The organism is Tenacibaculum pelagium (assembly GCF_014062345.1).
Classification (GTDB): domain Bacteria; phylum Bacteroidota; class Bacteroidia; order Flavobacteriales; family Flavobacteriaceae; genus Polaribacter; species Polaribacter pelagius.
On record NZ_JACGLS010000001.1, the window covers coordinates 918,309 to 934,573 of the forward strand.

General features: G+C 31.5%; 18 protein-coding genes. 2 read left to right on the forward strand and 16 right to left on the reverse strand.

The features are described from left to right. Window positions 1-12: 12 nt before the first annotated feature. From H3Z83_RS04405 to ruvC, 13 genes are all read right to left on the reverse strand, one after another. Entirely contained in the window at window positions 13-759 is a 747-nt protein-coding gene (locus tag H3Z83_RS04405; RefSeq protein WP_182124247.1) for a hypothetical protein, read from the reverse strand. Then, window positions 760-1,800 (reverse strand): 23S rRNA (adenine(2503)-C(2))-methyltransferase RlmN, encoded by a 1,041-nt coding sequence (gene rlmN / locus H3Z83_RS04410; RefSeq protein ID WP_182124248.1) that lies wholly within the window; start codon window positions 1,798-1,800, stop codon window positions 760-762. It lies immediately after the preceding gene. 69 nt (window positions 1,801-1,869) lie between these two features. Beyond that, a complete protein-coding gene (queA, locus tag H3Z83_RS04415; RefSeq protein ID WP_182124249.1) occupies window positions 1,870-2,919 on the reverse strand; it encodes a tRNA preQ1(34) S-adenosylmethionine ribosyltransferase-isomerase QueA in 1,050 nt (349 codons plus the stop codon). A gap of 67 nt (window positions 2,920-2,986) precedes the next feature. Next, on the reverse strand, window positions 2,987-4,219 hold the full coding sequence (locus H3Z83_RS04420) for a 3-phosphoshikimate 1-carboxyvinyltransferase (RefSeq protein ID WP_182124250.1): 1,233 nt from the start codon (window positions 4,217-4,219) through the stop codon (window positions 2,987-2,989). A gap of 28 nt (window positions 4,220-4,247) precedes the next feature. Then, on the reverse strand, window positions 4,248-4,496 hold the full coding sequence (locus H3Z83_RS04425; protein WP_182124251.1) for a hypothetical protein: 249 nt from the start codon (window positions 4,494-4,496) through the stop codon (window positions 4,248-4,250). Beyond that, window positions 4,496-4,744, reverse strand: coding sequence for a hypothetical protein (locus tag H3Z83_RS04430; RefSeq protein ID WP_182124252.1), 249 nt, complete (start codon window positions 4,742-4,744; stop codon window positions 4,496-4,498). Before H3Z83_RS04430 ends, H3Z83_RS04425 begins: the two co-directional genes overlap by 1 nt. Continuing rightward, a complete protein-coding gene (locus H3Z83_RS04435; protein WP_086031186.1) occupies window positions 4,745-5,071 on the reverse strand; it encodes a nucleotide pyrophosphohydrolase in 327 nt (108 codons plus the stop codon). A gap of 54 nt (window positions 5,072-5,125) precedes the next feature. After that, window positions 5,126-5,503: a VOC family protein gene (locus H3Z83_RS04440; protein WP_182124253.1), complete on the reverse strand. Its 378-nt coding sequence runs from the start codon at window positions 5,501-5,503 to the stop codon at window positions 5,126-5,128. Continuing rightward, window positions 5,500-6,711, reverse strand: coding sequence for an MDR family MFS transporter (locus tag H3Z83_RS04445; protein WP_182124254.1), 1,212 nt, complete (start codon window positions 6,709-6,711; stop codon window positions 5,500-5,502). Before H3Z83_RS04445 ends, H3Z83_RS04440 begins: the two co-directional genes overlap by 4 nt. 273 nt (window positions 6,712-6,984) lie before the next feature. After that, window positions 6,985-7,734: a cyclase family protein gene (locus tag H3Z83_RS04450; protein WP_182124255.1), complete on the reverse strand. Its 750-nt coding sequence runs from the start codon at window positions 7,732-7,734 to the stop codon at window positions 6,985-6,987. Window positions 7,735-7,746: 12 nt separating this feature from the next. Further along, window positions 7,747-8,859 carry a radical SAM family heme chaperone HemW gene (hemW, locus tag H3Z83_RS04455; RefSeq protein ID WP_182124256.1) on the reverse strand — a complete coding sequence of 371 codons (1,113 nt, stop codon included), beginning with the start codon at window positions 8,857-8,859 and terminating at the stop codon, window positions 7,747-7,749. Between the two features lie 2 nt (window positions 8,860-8,861). Next, a complete protein-coding gene (locus H3Z83_RS04460; RefSeq protein WP_182124257.1) occupies window positions 8,862-9,593 on the reverse strand; it encodes a DUF3667 domain-containing protein in 732 nt (243 codons plus the stop codon). Next, window positions 9,593-10,147: a crossover junction endodeoxyribonuclease RuvC gene (gene ruvC / locus H3Z83_RS04465; RefSeq protein ID WP_182124258.1), complete on the reverse strand. Its 555-nt coding sequence runs from the start codon at window positions 10,145-10,147 to the stop codon at window positions 9,593-9,595. Before ruvC ends, H3Z83_RS04460 begins: the two co-directional genes overlap by 1 nt. Window positions 10,148-10,195: 48 nt before the next feature. Between ruvC and H3Z83_RS04470 the strand changes: the two genes are divergently transcribed. Next, the gene (locus H3Z83_RS04470; RefSeq protein ID WP_182124259.1) at window positions 10,196-10,939 is read left to right on the forward strand and encodes a Bax inhibitor-1/YccA family protein; all 744 of its coding nucleotides are present in this window, start codon (window positions 10,196-10,198) and stop codon (window positions 10,937-10,939) included. A gap of 36 nt (window positions 10,940-10,975) precedes the next feature. Here H3Z83_RS04470 and ade read toward each other — a convergent pair whose 3' ends face one another. From ade to H3Z83_RS04485, 3 genes are all read right to left on the reverse strand, one after another. Then, window positions 10,976-12,598, reverse strand: coding sequence for an adenine deaminase (ade, locus tag H3Z83_RS04475; RefSeq protein ID WP_182124260.1), 1,623 nt, complete (start codon window positions 12,596-12,598; stop codon window positions 10,976-10,978). A 79-nt stretch (window positions 12,599-12,677) separates the two neighbouring features. Continuing rightward, entirely contained in the window at window positions 12,678-14,288 is a 1,611-nt protein-coding gene (pckA, locus tag H3Z83_RS04480) for a phosphoenolpyruvate carboxykinase (ATP) (RefSeq protein ID WP_182124261.1), read from the reverse strand. A 79-nt stretch (window positions 14,289-14,367) separates the two neighbouring features. Further along, window positions 14,368-14,754: a DUF423 domain-containing protein gene (locus H3Z83_RS04485; RefSeq protein WP_182124262.1), complete on the reverse strand. Its 387-nt coding sequence runs from the start codon at window positions 14,752-14,754 to the stop codon at window positions 14,368-14,370. An 80-nt stretch (window positions 14,755-14,834) separates the two neighbouring features. On the opposite strand from H3Z83_RS04485, the gene H3Z83_RS04490 reads away from it, so the two are divergent. Then, window positions 14,835-16,205: a saccharopine dehydrogenase family protein gene (locus H3Z83_RS04490; protein ID WP_182124263.1), complete on the forward strand. Its 1,371-nt coding sequence runs from the start codon at window positions 14,835-14,837 to the stop codon at window positions 16,203-16,205. Window positions 16,206-16,265: the final 60 nt, after the last annotated feature.

Below are 16,265 nucleotides of genomic sequence, written 5' to 3' on the forward strand. Positions count from 1 at the left end.
TAAAGAAATATTTTAAGTTGACACTGCTCTTATTTGCTTCAATCTTTTCCAAACATTTTTATGTCTTCTTTTGTATATAGACATGGTTCCTCTATCTAAACCGAAATAAAACAAACTTATTCCTATAGGTGGATTAGCACTTGGTAAAAACCTAAAACTATTAAAAGCTATCTCGGGCCATTTCCAGCATTCTAAACCTGTTCCTATAAATTCTAATATTGCTACAACACAATACATTACTAAATAGAACATGCGTTCTTTTGGATATTTTCTTAGAAAGAAGAATACAAGTACAGTGCAAAGAACTCCAAAAATATCTTTTTTAACTATCAAAAAAAACAAAGCTACTGGCACTATAAATAGTGTACAGGTTTTCTCTATTATTTCTTTGTTAGCTTTTACCTTAGGCTTTCTTGAAAAATAATACACAAGTACAAATATAATAGCATGACCTGGAGGTACATAATGTGGAATATTTCCTAAACGATACGAATACATCCCTAAACATATTGAAAAAATATATTCTCCTATAACACCAATTAAAAGTGCGTAGATTAGCATTTCTTTCGTTCGTTTAGTAGCTTTTATATATAAAAATATAAAAACTACTATTACAATAATATTATTAAGCCATTGTGCATTTTCATAAATGTTTTCTGCAACAAACTTACTATCTAAAAATAGTCCTGTAATAATTATTAGAAAAAGCCAACCTAAAGTTTGACTAATTTGTATTAAAAATGCTTTTGAAGAATTCATTTACGATTTATTCGCTAATTGCCCGCAAGCTGCGTCAATATCTTTTCCTCTTGAACGACGTACATTTACTACAATATCATGCATTTCTAAATTCGATATATAGTTATTTATCGCAGCTGGACTCGCTTGTTGAAACTCACCATCATCAATAGGATTATACTCTATTAAATTCACCTTACAAGGGACATAGCTGCAAAACTTAATTAAAGCATCAATATCTTCTTTTTTATCGTTTATTCCACCCCAAACAACATACTCGTACGTAATCATTCTTTCGGTTTTCTCATACCAATACTCTAACGCTTCTTTTAAATCTTTTAAAGGAAAAGTTTTATTAAAAGGCATAATTGAAGTACGAACCTCATCGATAGCAGAGTGCAATGAAACAGCTAGGTTAAACTTCACCTCATCATCCGCCATTTTCTTTATTATTTTAGGCACACCAGATGTTGATACAGTAATACGCTTAGGTGACATTCCTAAACCTTCAGGAGATGTAATTTTTTCAATAGATTTAATAACATTATTATAGTTCATTAAGGGCTCTCCCATCCCCATAAAAACTATATTAGAAAGCTTCCTATTATAATACAGTAAGCTTTCTTTGTTAATGGCAGCTACTTGATCATAAATTTCATCAGGATTTAAGTTACGCATTCTTTTTAAACGTGCTGTTGCACAAAAACGACAATCTAAACTACATCCTACTTGACTAGAAACACATGCCGTTGTTCTTGTTTTTGTAGGTATTAAAACTGATTCTACAACTAAACCATCATGTAAACGAACTGCGTTTTTCACAGTCCCATCTTTACTTCGTTGCATGTTATCAACTTCGATATGATTAATCACGAAATTCTCATCTAGCATTTGACGTGTAACTTTCGACAGATTCGTCATATCATCAAATGAATGTGCCGATTTACTCCACAGCCATTCATATATCTGATTACCACGAAATGCTTTATCTCCATTCTTTACAAAAAACTCTCTTAGTTGTTCTTTTGTTAATGCGCGTATGTCTTTTTTCTTCACTTTCATCGGGTACAAAAATACACAAAACCTCACAAGTAGTCTTGTGAGGTTTTGTTATTAATTTAAAAAGATATTTTATAAGATTAACATCGCATCTCCGTACGAGTAAAACTTATATCCTTCTTTAATTGCTTCTTGATATGCTTCCATCATAAAATCGTGTCCTGCAAATGCAGAAACCATCATTAATAATGTTGATTTTGGCGTATGGAAATTTGTAATCATAGCATTTGCAATGCTAAAATCATATGGAGGAAAAATAAATTTATTTGTCCACCCTTCAAACTCTTTTAATTCACGCTTTGATGTAATCGCAGATTCTACAGTTCTCATTACAGTAGTACCTACCGCACAAATTCTTTTCTTATTTCCTCTAGCACTATTCACCATATCAGCACTTGCTTGAGGAACTATAATCTTCTCAGAATCCATTTTATGTTTAGATAAATCTTCAACCTCAACTGGATTAAAAGTACCTAAACCTACGTGTAAAGTTGTTTCAGCAAAATCAATTCCTTTAATCTCTAAACGCTTCATTAAGTGTTTAGAAAAGTGTAATCCTGCAGTAGGAGCAGCAACAGCACCTTCATGCTTAGCGAAAATTGTTTGGTAACGATCTTCATCAGAAGCTTCTACCTCACGCTTAATATATTTTGGCAAAGGTGTTTCACCTAATTCCACTAATTTCTTTCTAAACTCTTCGTAAGGACCGTCAAACAAGAAACGTAATGTTCTTCCACGAGATGTTGTATTATCAATAACCTCAGCAACTAAACTTTGATCTTCACCAAAGAATAATTTATTACCAATTCTAATTTTTCTTGCTGGATCAACTAAAACATCCCATAAACGATTTTCAGCGTTTAACTCACGTAATAAAAATACTTCAATACGTGCTCCAGTCTTTTCTTTATGCCCAAACATACGAGCAGGAAAAACCTTTGTATTGTTTAACATCATCACATCTCCTTCATCAAAATAATCGATTAAGTCTTTAAACTTTTTGTGCTCAATTTTTTGAGTATCGCGATGTAACACCATTAAACGTGATTCATCTCTATGCTCTGAAGGATATTCTGCCAATAATTCTTCTGGCAATTCAAAATTAAAATTTGATAATTTCATTGATCTTATTTTCTTTACGTGGGCAAATATACAATTTCGGCATAGGGGTTGTCAAGCCTTTTGCCTATTATTTTATTTCAACAGCTTCTATACCTATTTTATTCATATCGTTCCAAAAGTTACGGTATGATTTTGTAACCACTTCTGCATCTAAAATAATAATTGGAACTTTAAGAGCTAATGGTGCAAATGCCATTGCCATTCTATGATCGTTATAAGTTGAAATATTTATATTTTTATGAATTCTCTCTGTGTTTTTTAAATGTAATGTTTCATTAGTTACATTAATTTCAGCTCCTAACTTTGTTAATTCTTCATGCAATGCTTCTAAGCGATCAGTTTCTTTAATCTTTAATGTATGCAACCCAGACAAATCACAAGCTACTCCAAGACCAAAACAAGTTACAGCAATTGTTTGAGCAATATCTGGCGTACTTTTTAAATCTTCTTTTAAAATCGCTTTACTATGCTCTTTTTCTTTAGTTAAGGTTACTGAATTTTCTTCAAAAATTGTAGTTACTCCAAAATGCTGGTAAATTCTAGCTAAACAAGAATCTCCTTGTAAACTATCTTTTTTATAGGCGGATAATTTAACTGATGATCCTATTTCACTTAACGCAATTAATGAATAAAAGTAAGAAGCAGAGCTCCAATCAGATTCTACAACAATGTCTTGTGTAGTGGTATTTTCTTTTGATTGAATTTTAATAATGTTTTCTTCAAATGAAGCTTCAACACCAACTTGATGTAATAATGCTAAGGTCATTTTAATATAAGGAACAGAGGTTACTTTCCCCTCTAACTGAATCTCAAGTCCGTTTTTTAAACTAGATGCAATTAACATAAGCGCAGAAATATACTGACTACTTACATTACCATTAATAGAGACTTTATTTTTTAAAAGTCTCTTCCCTGTAATTTTTAACGGTGGATATCCTTCTTTCTCTACATACTGAATATCTGCGCCTAAATCTCGCAATGCATTAACCAAAATTTCTATTGGTCGATTGTGCATTCTATCAGAACCTTGTAAAATTTTAACCTCTCCTTCTTGCGTAGCAAAAAAAGCAGTTAAAAATCGCATTGCAGTACCTGCATGACCAATGTCAGCAACCTTTTCTTCCGAAGATAAAGCCTCTTGCAAATGATGTGAATCATCAGAATCTGACAAATTATGAATAGTTATTTCTGGAAACAACTGTTGTAAAATCAATAATCTATTCGATTCACTTTTTGAACCTGAAATAATTATCTCAGAATCAATTTTCTGATTTTCAACTTTGTGTAATTGTAAATTCATTTTTTATTTAATCTTTCCAAGCATCTCCTCATAGTTTTCTTACTCCATGAAATATTCTAAAGAAAACAGCAAAAAATATAGCTTGAATTAATATTCTTCTCCAATCAAAATTAACTTCGTCGAAAAATAAACTTCCAATAAAATTGGTTGCAGCAAACATTAAAAATAACAACGGAATGTAAATTAGAACATACTTAGTAATCGATATTTTATTTACTAATTCTGTTTCTTCTTCAATATTCTTATTTAGCTTGTCTGTTACTTTTTTTAAGTTCATTATTTCATTCTCTTATTCACAACATACATTGCGTATAAAATACTTACCACAATTTTGGTTAAGAAAAAACGAACCCATTGTTTATTTGCAAAATGTACATTATACACCGTATCAAAATCACCAGAAAAAAGCGCTCCTCCTGTTTGAAAAATCAATGAGAATAATGATATTATTATGATAAGAAAAAGTGCCATTTTTAATACATGACCCCAATACAAAGACTTTTTTATATTTTCACTAAAACTCATTTACTTTAATTTTTCGTTATTATGATGACGATCGTGATCGCGTTTTGTTTTAATATCTAGCTTTTTATCGAAAGCTTCTTGTAAATTAACTCCTGTTTGGTTTGCTAAACACAACACAACAAACATTACATCTGCTAGCTCTTCTCCTAAATCTTTATTTTTATCGCTTTCTTTCTCGCTCTGTTCTCCATAACGGCGTGCAATTATACGCGCAACCTCTCCAACCTCTTCTGTTAGTTGTGCCATATTAGTTAATTCGTTAAAATAACGAACTCCGTGATTTTTAATCCAATCGTCTACTTGCTTTTGAGCATCTTGAATATTCATACTTGTGTTTTTAAAATCTTTTTCTAAAAAATCAAAGATAAAATTTCATTTGTTTTAATTGATTCGCCAAGGCGGATTTTTTCTATACTCTCCTGCTTTAAATAAAATCAGTTTATTTCCGTCAGGATCTAACAAATGAGCTTCTCGCCACAACCAAGTTTGATCTTTTGGTAATTGCATAAATTCTATTCCTTTTTGTTGAAGTTGCTTCACTAATTCATCTAAATTATCGTCTTCAAAATAAATCGTAGTTCCATCTCCTTTTGGCAACTCTTCTACTAAATGAATCGAAAAAGTAGCCTCGCCGTCTGGCAACTCAAAACGGACATATCTAGGGCTTGCATCTACAATAAGACGCAAGCCTAGTTTTTTATAGAATTCTGTTGCAACCTCAACATTTAAAGATGGAATTGTAATTTGATTTAAATTCATGCTTTTACTTTTTCTTTCTTAACCACTCTTATTAACATTAACAAAAAGAATAATCCTACCATAGACATCGCTGTAATAATCCACCACGTATTATCAAAACCTAAAGCATCTACCATTTGCATTCCTGAATTATGTCCGAAAATATGTGCTGCTGAAAAAGCAATACTGTAATATGCCATATATTCTCCTTGATTACCTCTTTTAGCTCTTTCCATTACAAAAGCATTCGAAAATGGAAAAGCTATCATTTCACCAATAGTCATAAATAACATTCCTACAATCAATACTCCTACCCAACCAGTAAGGTTTAACACTAAAAAACTGATTCCTGTTAATAGCAAACCAACAAACATTAATCGTTCTTTAGAATACTTGCTCTCTTCTAACCATTTAATCAATGGCATTTCTAGTAAGAATATGATAAATCCATTCATCCCCATAATTAAACCTATTTCTAATTCTGATAAATGATGTGCGTCTTTGTAGTACAAAGGCATTGTTGAAAAGTATTGTAAAAACACAAATCCGAAAATAAACATGGCTACAAAAAATACCCAAAAAGCTTTATCTGAAAAAACAGAAACTGGATTTTCAGTTTTAACTTCATCCAAGGTTTTTGCTTTTTTAGGATTCAACACATTTATTAATAAAAAAGTTGCTATAATACACGTAACTCCATCTACCCAAAACAACCCATTATACCCTAATGATGTTATAATTATTCCGCCTACAGCTGGTCCTGCAGAAAATCCTAAGTTAATTGCCAAACGAATTAAAGTAACCGAACGTGTTTTATTTTCTGGTTTACTATAGGCACTTAAAGCTACAAACATTGCAGGTCTAAAAGTATCTGCTACTAACATCACTAAAAAAATACCAATACAAAAACCTGTAAAAGTTGTTACAAATTGTAAAGCTATAAATAAGACACCTGTTAAAAACAGACTTGTTTTCATAACTTTATAATACCCTATCTTATCAGTTAATTTCCCCCCTAACCAAGAGCCTAAAACAGACCCCAAACCAAAACAAGTCATTATCCACCCTACATCTTTTAAAGTAAAGTTTAAACTTTTTGTTAAATACAATGATAAAAATGGAATTACCATTGTTCCTGCTCTGTTTATCAACGTAATTAAAGACAACCACCAAACTTCGGTAGAGAGGCCTTTAAAAGTTCCTAGATAATTTAAATACAGTTTTTTCATAGTTTGTAGTTTTAGTTGTTTTTGGTTTGATATAAAAATAAAAAGTCCGACTGTGAAGTCGGACTTTTTGCAATAGTTATATTTTATTTGAATATAATTAGAATACATGTATAGCCCGATATCGTTTGTGTCTTACCACAGTCGATTTACATTGCTTATATGTATTAAAAATTGTCATGTTTATTATTAATTGAAGTGTAAAACTATAAAAAAAAGAAATAGGTTTTACAAAAAACTAAATTCCACTCTTATTTCATATTGATTCTAAATAAGTTACATCAACTTATATAAAACTGGCTTACTCGGTGTTGCATCATTCTCGAAAGGTGCTACCATTAGGTTTAAAAAGTAAGTTCCATCGGCTACTTCATTAGGAACATAAATAAACTCAGTAATAGTTGCGTTCATTCTAATTTTTCCGCTAGTATTCCAAAAAGCATTGTGAGATAGTAATAATCCACCATCTTTTTCTTTGTCTACAGATGGTAAATCAACTAGTAAATGCTCAATTCCTTTTTCTCTTAAATATTCTGCTGCTGCTTCTAACAAATATGTAGGGTTGGTGTTTGAATAGTGAGTAACTTTTTTATCAGATAAATTTGGAAGCGTTCTAATTACAATTGCATCACGCTTTTTATTTCCTAGTGCAAATTGTAATTGCTTTTTAGAAATAACAAAATCTCCATTTTCTAATTCTTCCGGAGCAATCGTAACTACCTCTGCTAAAAAGAAAAACTGATTCAGGTTTTTATTAATAGAATGTACCTCTTTAGTAATATGACCTACGCATTCGGTATGCGTAATATGTGAATGCGGATTGAACTCAATATTATTAAAGTTAACATCAGCACCTTCATTTACGCTTCCTACCCAATCTCCATTCGATACTGGAAAAATCTTAGGATCATCTATACCCCAAGCATTTACTATTTTCTTAGAAACATCAATAGCAATAGAAATATCGATAGGTTTAGATAAGTCTATTTTATATTTTCTTGAATTGTATTCAATCGTCGCTTGCATTCTCAAATATACTTAAATTATAAATAGTTCAGAAGCTAATCCATCAGCCAAAAACTTACCTTTTGGGGTTGTTTTTAATGTATTATTTTCAATAACTAATAAACCTTGATCTATAAACCTTTTTGATGATTGGAATAACTTGTCTTTAAACTCATTACTCATTTCGGCTAACGAAACACCCCAAATGGTTCTTAACCCTGTCATTAAATATTCATTAAACTGATCTTCTTTGGAGAGTTTTTCTGTTTCTAAAGGGAGATTCCCCTCCTGAATTGACTTAATATACTTTGCGTTATTAGCCACATTCCAACTACGATGTGTTCTATTAAATGAATGCGCAGACGGACCAATACCTATATACTTTTTTCCTTGCCAGTAACTCGTATTATGCTTTGAAAAATAATTAGGTTTCCCAAAGTTTGATATTTCATAATGTACAAATCCATTTTTAGCAGTTTCTTCTACCAGAATATCAAAATGCTCTTTGGCTTCTGTTTCATCAGGAGCTGGATATTTTCCATTCTTAACAAAACTATCTAAAACTGTTTTTGGCTCTACAGTTAATGCGTAGCTTGAAATATGATTGATTCCAAAATCGAATGCTATTTGTAAGTTTTCTTTCCAACGTTCGTTACTCATGTTTGGAACTCCGTAAATTAAATCAATCGTAATATTATTAAAATGGTGAGTCGCCATAGACAAACACTCTTTTGCCTCTTTTGCATTATGCGCACGATTCATATTTTTTAAATCTTCTTCAAAAAAAGATTGTACCCCAATACTTAATCTGTTTATTGGCGAATTCGCTAATTCTAAGATTTTAGCTTCTGTTAAATCATCAGGATTTGCTTCTAAAGTAATTTCTGGATTATCTATTAGTTGATAATTTTCTTGAATTGCTTTCAATAACAACTCAATTTCATTTTGGGATAATAAGCTCGGAGTTCCTCCACCGAAATAAATGGTTTCTATGGTTTCGTTTACTAATTCTTCTTTTTTTAATTCCAATTCTTTTACAAGACAAGAAACCAACTCATCTTTCTTTTTTAAAGAAGTAGAAAAATGAAAATCGCAATAATAACATGCTTGCTTACAAAATGGTATATGTAGGTAAATTCCTGCCATAATTAACTTTTAATCCAAACAATTAAAAAAGAAAAAAGAAAACCAAAAAGAATATAAAAAATAAAAGCAAATAAGGTTATTAAACAAGTTTTAAAAACTACTACTATTGATTTTGACCTAAAAAAACTTGTAATTGCATAAATCATGTATATCAAAAATAGTATAACAGGAACCTCCTTATAGTTTGGATTATTAAATTTCAAATAGAACATAAAAAAAGTTCCTATAATAGTATAGACACCTATCATATAAAAAGCAATAGCGATAAATTCAGCCAAAGTATTTTTCTTATAAAAAAATATTTTTAAAAACACCCCTAAAGTAAACACAAAAACAAACATGATATTATTGATGTTTTTCACCATGTATTTACCAGCTTCTGCAAGTATTTCACCATCAACTTTTACTCCAGCCGTTGTCATTGGATCATAGTTAATTAGTGACCTAACTATTAAATAGAGTATTGTTGTTAAAATAAAAAATGATACTGGTTTATAATATATTTTTCTTTTCCCTTTTAAAAACTCTCTAAGTAGCTTCCCTGGGTTAATCAATAACATTTTCATAGTTAAAAAAAATGGTGCATTTATAGAAAATAATCCATTTACTAAATCTTGAAATGTCTCTTTAAAACTTACTTCATCAATAGAGGTTCTTTGTCCACAATTATTACAATACTTCCCTAAAGTAGTTACTTCACAATTTTTACATATAACAACTCCCTTTTTATTCATTATTTCTCAACTCTTTTCTCATTCTGTTTTACAAAAGCTGCCCAACCTGTGTAATTCTTCCCTCCTACTTTTGCTCCAGAATTATAATGATGACAAACTGCTGCCGCTAATCCATCTGTAGCATCTAAATTTTTAGGCAATTCTTTTAAATTTAATAACGATTTTAACATCATTGCTACTTGCTCTTTACTCGACTTACCATTACCAGTAATTGCCATTTTAATTTTAAGAGGTGCGTATTCGGTAACAGGAATCTCACGAGACAATCCTGCAGCCATGGCAACTCCTTGTGCACGCCCTAACTTTAACATCGACTGTACATTTTTACCAAAAAAAGGAGCCTCTAAAGCTATTTCATCAGGTTTGTAAGTATCAATTAATTCAATTGTTCTCTCAAAAATTAACTTCAACTTTAAATAATGGTCGTCATACTTTTTTAATAGCAATTCATTCATTTGAACAAACTCCATTTTTTTACCAACAACCTTAATAATTCCAAACCCCATAATGGTAGTACCGGGATCGATGCCTAATATGATTTTTTCTGTCTTCAAATTTTATTGTACTTTGTACAAACACAAAACTAATCAATTAAATTGTTTATGAGCGTATTTGGTTTACGAACATCTAACCCTGCTTTTAACCACTACTTTTGGAAGAAATCTCGCAGCTATTCTAAAACTAAAATGTCGGTTGGTGGGATAATTCTTAAATCACTTTTAATGTTAAGTTTGGTTGCTTTAACTGCTAGCTATACTTGGCATTTATTTTTTAGCGGCGTTAATACTAAATGGTATACCGCTATCGGAATGTTTGTTGCTATTTTTTGTAGTCTATTTATTTCTTTTAAGCACAGTGCAGCTAAATACTTACTGCCTATTTATGCTCTAGCAAAAGGCTTTTTTTTAGGTGGAATTAGTGCTATTGCTCATAATCGTTTTCCGGACCTTCCTTTTCAAGCAATTGGAGTTACCATCGTTACTTTTTTTGTAATGTTTACACTCTATAAATGGAAATTAATTAGAGTAACTAAACAGTTTAGAACCATAATTATTACTGCTACGGCTAGTATTTTTATGTTCTATTTTATTGGATGGATTTTATGGTTTTTAAAAATTGACGTTCCGTATTTATGGGGTACATCTTGGTTTGCAATAGGATTTAATATTATTGCAGCAATCGTAGCTTCTTTTAGCTTATTACTCGATTTCTATTATATCGATCGACAAGTTGGTCGTTACCCAAAAGAACGTGAATGGCTTGCCACTTGGGGACTACTAATCACGTTAATTTGGTTATATGTTGAAGTATTAAGGTTGATGAAAAAATTAGCGATACGGTTTTAATCGTAGAGCGATACTCTAATATTTTTCACACAAAAACTACTTCACTTCTAACGAAGTAAACTTGAATGTATTTCCATCAAATAATCCCTTATCAGAAAGTTTTAATGATGGTATTACTAATAATGCCATAAACGATAAAGTCATATACGGAGCTCGTAATTTACTACCCATCTGTTTAGCCATAGCATCTAATTCAGCATACGCTTTACCAATTTCTTCAGCTGGTTTATCGGACATAATTCCTGCAACTGGTAATGAAACTATTTTTTCTTCAGATACACTTACAGCACAAACTCCACCCTTATTCTCTATTAATAAGTTTACTGCTTTACAAATCATTTCATCTGAAACTCCAACAGCTATAATATTATGAGAATCATGTCCTACAGAACTTGCGATTGCGCCTTCTTTTAATCCGAAGTTTTTAATAAATGCTATAGAAGGTTCAGCATTTTTATAACGATTTACTACCGTCATTTTTAACACATCATTTTCGGTATTTGAAACTAGGTTTCCATCTTTAATTAAAGAGTTTACTTCAATTTCATTGGTTACCAACTCTCCATCTAAGGCTTCAATTACTCTGATTTTTTCTGATGCGGAATGAAATTCAAAATCACTTACTTCCTTTTTATCGGTATCAAAATTATTCAACACTTCAAAATCTACATGCCTAACAAATGACTTACCATTATCAGCAACCAACTCTCCATTAATATAAGTCTGTAAAACGTTGAATTTTTCTAAATCTTCCACTACAATAAAATCTGCATCATCTTTTTCTTTTAGCAATCCAACATCTAAATTATAATGCTTTACAGGATTTACACATGCTGTTTGTAAGACTTTAAACACATCAATTCCCTTAGCCACAGCTCTTTCACATAACTCATTTAAATGTCCTACTAACAAGTCATCTGGATGTTTATCATCTGAACAGAACATCATATTTTCATAATGCTCAGGAAGTAGATCAATTAAGGCTTCGAAGTTCTTTGCTGCACTACCTTCACGAATAATAACTTTCATTCCTTTTTGAAGTTTCTCTAAAGCTTCTTCATAGGTAAAACATTCATGATCGGTATAAATACCTGCAGCAATATATTTGTCTAAATCCTCTCCTCTAACTCCTGGTGCATGACCATCTACAGGTTTATTGTAATGTTTAGCCCACGCAATCTTCTTTAATACTTCTTCATCTTGGTAAATAACACCTGGATAGTTCATCATCTCAGCCAAATACTTAATATCTGGATTCTTCATCATTTTTTTTATATCATCAGAATCAATTACCGCACCTGCACTTTCAAAAGAAGTTGCAGGTACACAAGAAGGGGCTCCAAAATTAAATTTCAACGGAACTTTCTTTCCGTTTTCAATCATAAACTCCACCCCTTTTACTCCTAACACATTCGCTATTTCATGAGGATCTGAAACCGTTGCTATCGTACCGTGCGTTACTGCAATTTTAGCAAATTCTGATGGTACTAACATTGAGCTTTCTATATGAATATGAGCATCTACAAAACCAGGAAGAATATAGTTTTCTAAAGTATGATTAGTTTCTCTAATGGCTTTTATCTTTCCATTTTCAACTTCAACTTCTCCTTTATAGATTCTTTTATTCGCTATATCAACTATATTTCCTTGTACAATCATTATTCACTTTTTATTGGACTACAAAAATAGGTAGTATTTCTGCATAAAAAAAGCATCCTTTCGGATGCTTTTCTATAATCTATTTTTTTACATTTGGCGGACCTCCTGCTAAAATCTCAGCGTTTGCATTGTCTGCAAACTGCTCAAAGTTTTTTCTAAATGAATCAGCTAATTTGTGAGCTGTTTTATAATACTCTTCATCATTATCCCAAGCTTGACGTTGGCTTAATAATTCTGATGGTACTCCAGGACATTGTCTTGGCTGCGCTAATCCGAATACTGAATGTGTATGGTAGTTTTTGTAGTTCATTTCACCTAACTCACCATTTATTGCAGCGTTAATCATAGCACGTGTGTACTTTAATTTCATTCTGTGACCAATTCCGTAAGGACCTGCTGTCCAACCAGTATTTACTAACCAAACATTTACACCAGTTTCTTTCATTTTTTCGCTTAACATTTCTGCATAACGTGTTGGATGTAATGGCATAAATGGTGCTCCGAAACAAGCTGAGAAACTTGGTAATGGCTCCGTTACTCCAGCTTCAGTACCTGCAACTTTTGCAGTATAACCTGATATAAAGTGGTATGCTGCTTGACCAGGTGTTAACCTTGAGATTGGAGGCAATACTCCAAAAGCATCAGCTGTTAAGAAAAATATATTCTTAGGGTTCTTTCCTATTGATGGTGTTTGAATGTTTTCAATATGATTAATCGGGTAACTTACACGTGTATTTTGTGTAATCGAAGTATCATGAAAGTCAACTTTACCATCAGCATCCATAACAATATTTTCAAGGATTGCTCCTCTCTTTATTGCTCCGTAAATTTCTGGTTCTTTTTCCTGAGATAAGTCAATTACTTTAGCGTAACATCCTCCTTCAAAATTGAAAACTGTGTTTTCAGAAGTCCAACCATGTTCATCGTCTCCAATTAAGCTACGATTTGGATCGGTAGATAAAGTTGTTTTACCTGTACCAGATAAACCGAAGAAAATAGCAGTATCACCTTCTTTACCAACATTTGCAGAACAGTGCATTGGTAAGGTGTTTTTAAATACTGGTAAAATAAAGTTTAATGCAGAGAAAATTCCTTTTTTGATTTCACCAGTATAACCTGTTCCACCAATTAAAGCAATCTTTTTTCCGAAGTTCAAAATAGCAAAATTGTGCTGACGTGTTCCATCAACAGCAGGGTCTGCCATAAAACCTGGTGCGTTAATTACTGTCCATTCTGGAGAAAAACCTTTTAATTCTTCAGCAGTTGGACGTAAAAACATGTTGTAAGCAAACATATTACTCCAAGGGTACTCGTTTACTACTCTAATGTTTAATTTATAGTCTTCGTCTGCACATGCATAGCTATCACGCACAAAAACTTCTTTGTTAGAAAGGTAATTAGTTACCTTATCATATAATTTGTCAAATTTATCTGAATCGAATGGGATATTGATATCTCCCCACCAAATTTCGTCTTTTGTTATATCGTCTTTAACGATAAAACGGTCCATAGGAGAACGTCCTGTAAACTCACCTGTTTTAACAGCTAATGCTCCAAAACTAGTATTCTCTCCCTGTCCTTTTTCAATAGTTAAGTCGTGTAACTCGTCTGAAGTCAATTGATAACGAATAGTAGCATCCTTAATTCCTAAGTTATCTAACGATATCGTTTTCGTATCAAGATTTGTCATCTTAAAATTTTTTAGTTGTGTTTATGTTCGACAAAAATAGTTCTTTTTGGTTAAACTCATTAGTCAATGAAAAATTTTATCAACTATTATTTTTTAATAACTTTTTAATGAATTGATAACTCATCAAACCCCAACCTACAATTAACAATACTCCACCTAAAGGTGTTATAAACCAAATTGATTTTGCCGGCATTCCTAATAAGTATATTACATAGATCGACCCTGAAAACAATAAAATACCAGCTATTAAAAACCAACTAATACTGTTTTTCTGTTTACCACAAAACTCATTATAGGTATTTACAAAAAGCAATAATAGAACATGTAAGAATTGGTATCTTACAGCTGTTTCAAAACTTTGCATTGCCTCTGGAGTTAGCTTCGTTTTTAAAGCATGTGCACCAAAAGCTCCTAGAATTACAGCTGTTATTCCCAACACAGATGTAATTGTTAAATTTTTATACATTTATCTAATTTTTGTTTAATTTTAAACTTTTTTAGCGATATTGTCGCCTCAAATTTTAGACCACTAAAGTACACTATATAATGAGAAATATATTAATTATTGGAGCCGGTAGATCTAGTTCATCACTTATAAAATACTTACTAGATAAATCAACAGAAGAAAATTTACATATAACTATTGGTGATATGTCTGTTGAAAATGCAAAAGGAAAAATAAATAATCACAAGAACGCTACAGCTATTAAATTAGATGTTTTTAATGCTGAACAACGTATTGAAGCTATTAAAAATGCAGATGTTGTTATCTCAATGTTGCCTGCTCGTTTTCATATTGAAGTTGCTAAAGATTGTGTTAATTATAACAAGCACATGGTAACAGCTTCTTATATTTCTGATGAAATGCAAGCTTTAGACCCTGCTGTAAAAGAAAAAGGGTTAGTGTTTATGAATGAGATTGGTTTAGATCCAGGTATAGACCATATGAGTGCAATGCAAGTTATTGATAGAATTCATGATCATGGTGCTAAGATGTTATTATTTGAATCGTTTTGTGGTGGTTTAGTAGCTCCTGAAAGTGATGACAACTTATGGAACTATAAATTTACATGGAACCCAAGAAATGTTGTTTTAGCAGGTCAAGGTGGTGCCGCTATGTTTAGACAAGAAAACACTTATAAATACATTCCTTATCATAAATTATTTAGAAGAACAGAATTTTTAGATATTGATGGATATGGTAAATTTGAAGCCTATGCCAACAGAGATTCTTTAAAATACACTAGTGTTTATGGATTAGAAGATATTCCTACAATGTATAGAGGTACTATTAGAAAAGTTGGTTTTTCTAGAGCTTGGAATACCTTTGTTCAATTAGGTATGACTGATGACACCTATACAATTGAAGACTCTGAAAACATGAGTTACCGTGATTTCACTAATCTTTTCTTAGCATATTCTCCTACCGATTCTGTAGAGTTAAAATTTAGGTCTTACTTAAAAATAGATCAAGATGATGTAATGTGGGATAAGTTTTTAGAATTAGACATTTTTAATCCAACTAAAAAAGTTGAATTGAAAAATGCTACTCCTGCTCAAATATTACAAAAAATATTGTCTGAAAAATGGACTTTACAAGCTGCTGATAAAGATATGATTGTAATGCAACATAAATTTGGATATCAGTATAAAGAAGAAAAGCGCCAAATAGAAAGTAGTATGGTTATTAAAGGTGATGATCAAACTTTTACAGCTATGGCAAAAACTGTTGGTTTACCTGTAGCCATGGCAGCATTGAAAATTTTAAATGGAGAAATTAAAACTCCTGGAGTTCAATTACCAATTACCAAAGAAGTATACGAACCAATTTTAAAAGAATTAGAAGAGTACGGAATTACTTTTGTTGAGAAAAAAGTTCCGTATTTAGGTTATAATCCCGAAAGTGTAAAAGGATAATTAAATAAAAATTAATAAAAAAGGCATCGGTTGATGCCTTTTTTATTACCATTAACTTTC

Coding starts and splice junctions, on each gene's coding strand:
- H3Z83_RS04405 (WP_182124247.1), bottom strand. CDS start 759: ATGAATTCTTCAAAAGCATTTTTAATACAAATTAGTCAAACTTTAGGT.
- rlmN (WP_182124248.1), bottom strand. CDS start 1,800: ATGAAAGTGAAGAAAAAAGACATACGCGCATTAACAAAAGAACAACTA.
- queA (WP_182124249.1), bottom strand. CDS start 2,919: ATGAAATTATCAAATTTTAATTTTGAATTGCCAGAAGAATTATTGGCA.
- H3Z83_RS04420 (WP_182124250.1), bottom strand. CDS start 4,219: ATGAATTTACAATTACACAAAGTTGAAAATCAGAAAATTGATTCTGAG.
- H3Z83_RS04425 (WP_182124251.1), bottom strand. CDS start 4,496: ATGAACTTAAAAAAAGTAACAGACAAGCTAAATAAGAATATTGAAGAA.
- H3Z83_RS04430 (WP_182124252.1), bottom strand. CDS start 4,744: ATGAGTTTTAGTGAAAATATAAAAAAGTCTTTGTATTGGGGTCATGTA.
- H3Z83_RS04435 (WP_086031186.1), bottom strand. CDS start 5,071: ATGAATATTCAAGATGCTCAAAAGCAAGTAGACGATTGGATTAAAAAT.
- H3Z83_RS04440 (WP_182124253.1), bottom strand. CDS start 5,503: ATGAATTTAAATCAAATTACAATTCCATCTTTAAATGTTGAGGTTGCA.
- H3Z83_RS04445 (WP_182124254.1), bottom strand. CDS start 6,711: ATGAAAAAACTGTATTTAAATTATCTAGGAACTTTTAAAGGCCTCTCT.
- H3Z83_RS04450 (WP_182124255.1), bottom strand. CDS start 7,734: ATGCAAGCGACGATTGAATACAATTCAAGAAAATATAAAATAGACTTA.
- hemW (WP_182124256.1), bottom strand. CDS start 8,859: ATGGCAGGAATTTACCTACATATACCATTTTGTAAGCAAGCATGTTAT.
- H3Z83_RS04460 (WP_182124257.1), bottom strand. CDS start 9,593: ATGAATAAAAAGGGAGTTGTTATATGTAAAAATTGTGAAGTAACTACT.
- H3Z83_RS04470 (WP_182124259.1), top strand. CDS start 10,196: ATGAGCGTATTTGGTTTACGAACATCTAACCCTGCTTTTAACCACTAC.
- ade (WP_182124260.1), bottom strand. CDS start 12,598: ATGATTGTACAAGGAAATATAGTTGATATAGCGAATAAAAGAATCTAT.
- pckA (WP_182124261.1), bottom strand. CDS start 14,288: ATGACAAATCTTGATACGAAAACGATATCGTTAGATAACTTAGGAATT.
- H3Z83_RS04485 (WP_182124262.1), bottom strand. CDS start 14,754: ATGTATAAAAATTTAACAATTACATCTGTGTTGGGAATAACAGCTGTA.
- H3Z83_RS04490 (WP_182124263.1), top strand. CDS start 14,835: ATGAGAAATATATTAATTATTGGAGCCGGTAGATCTAGTTCATCACTT.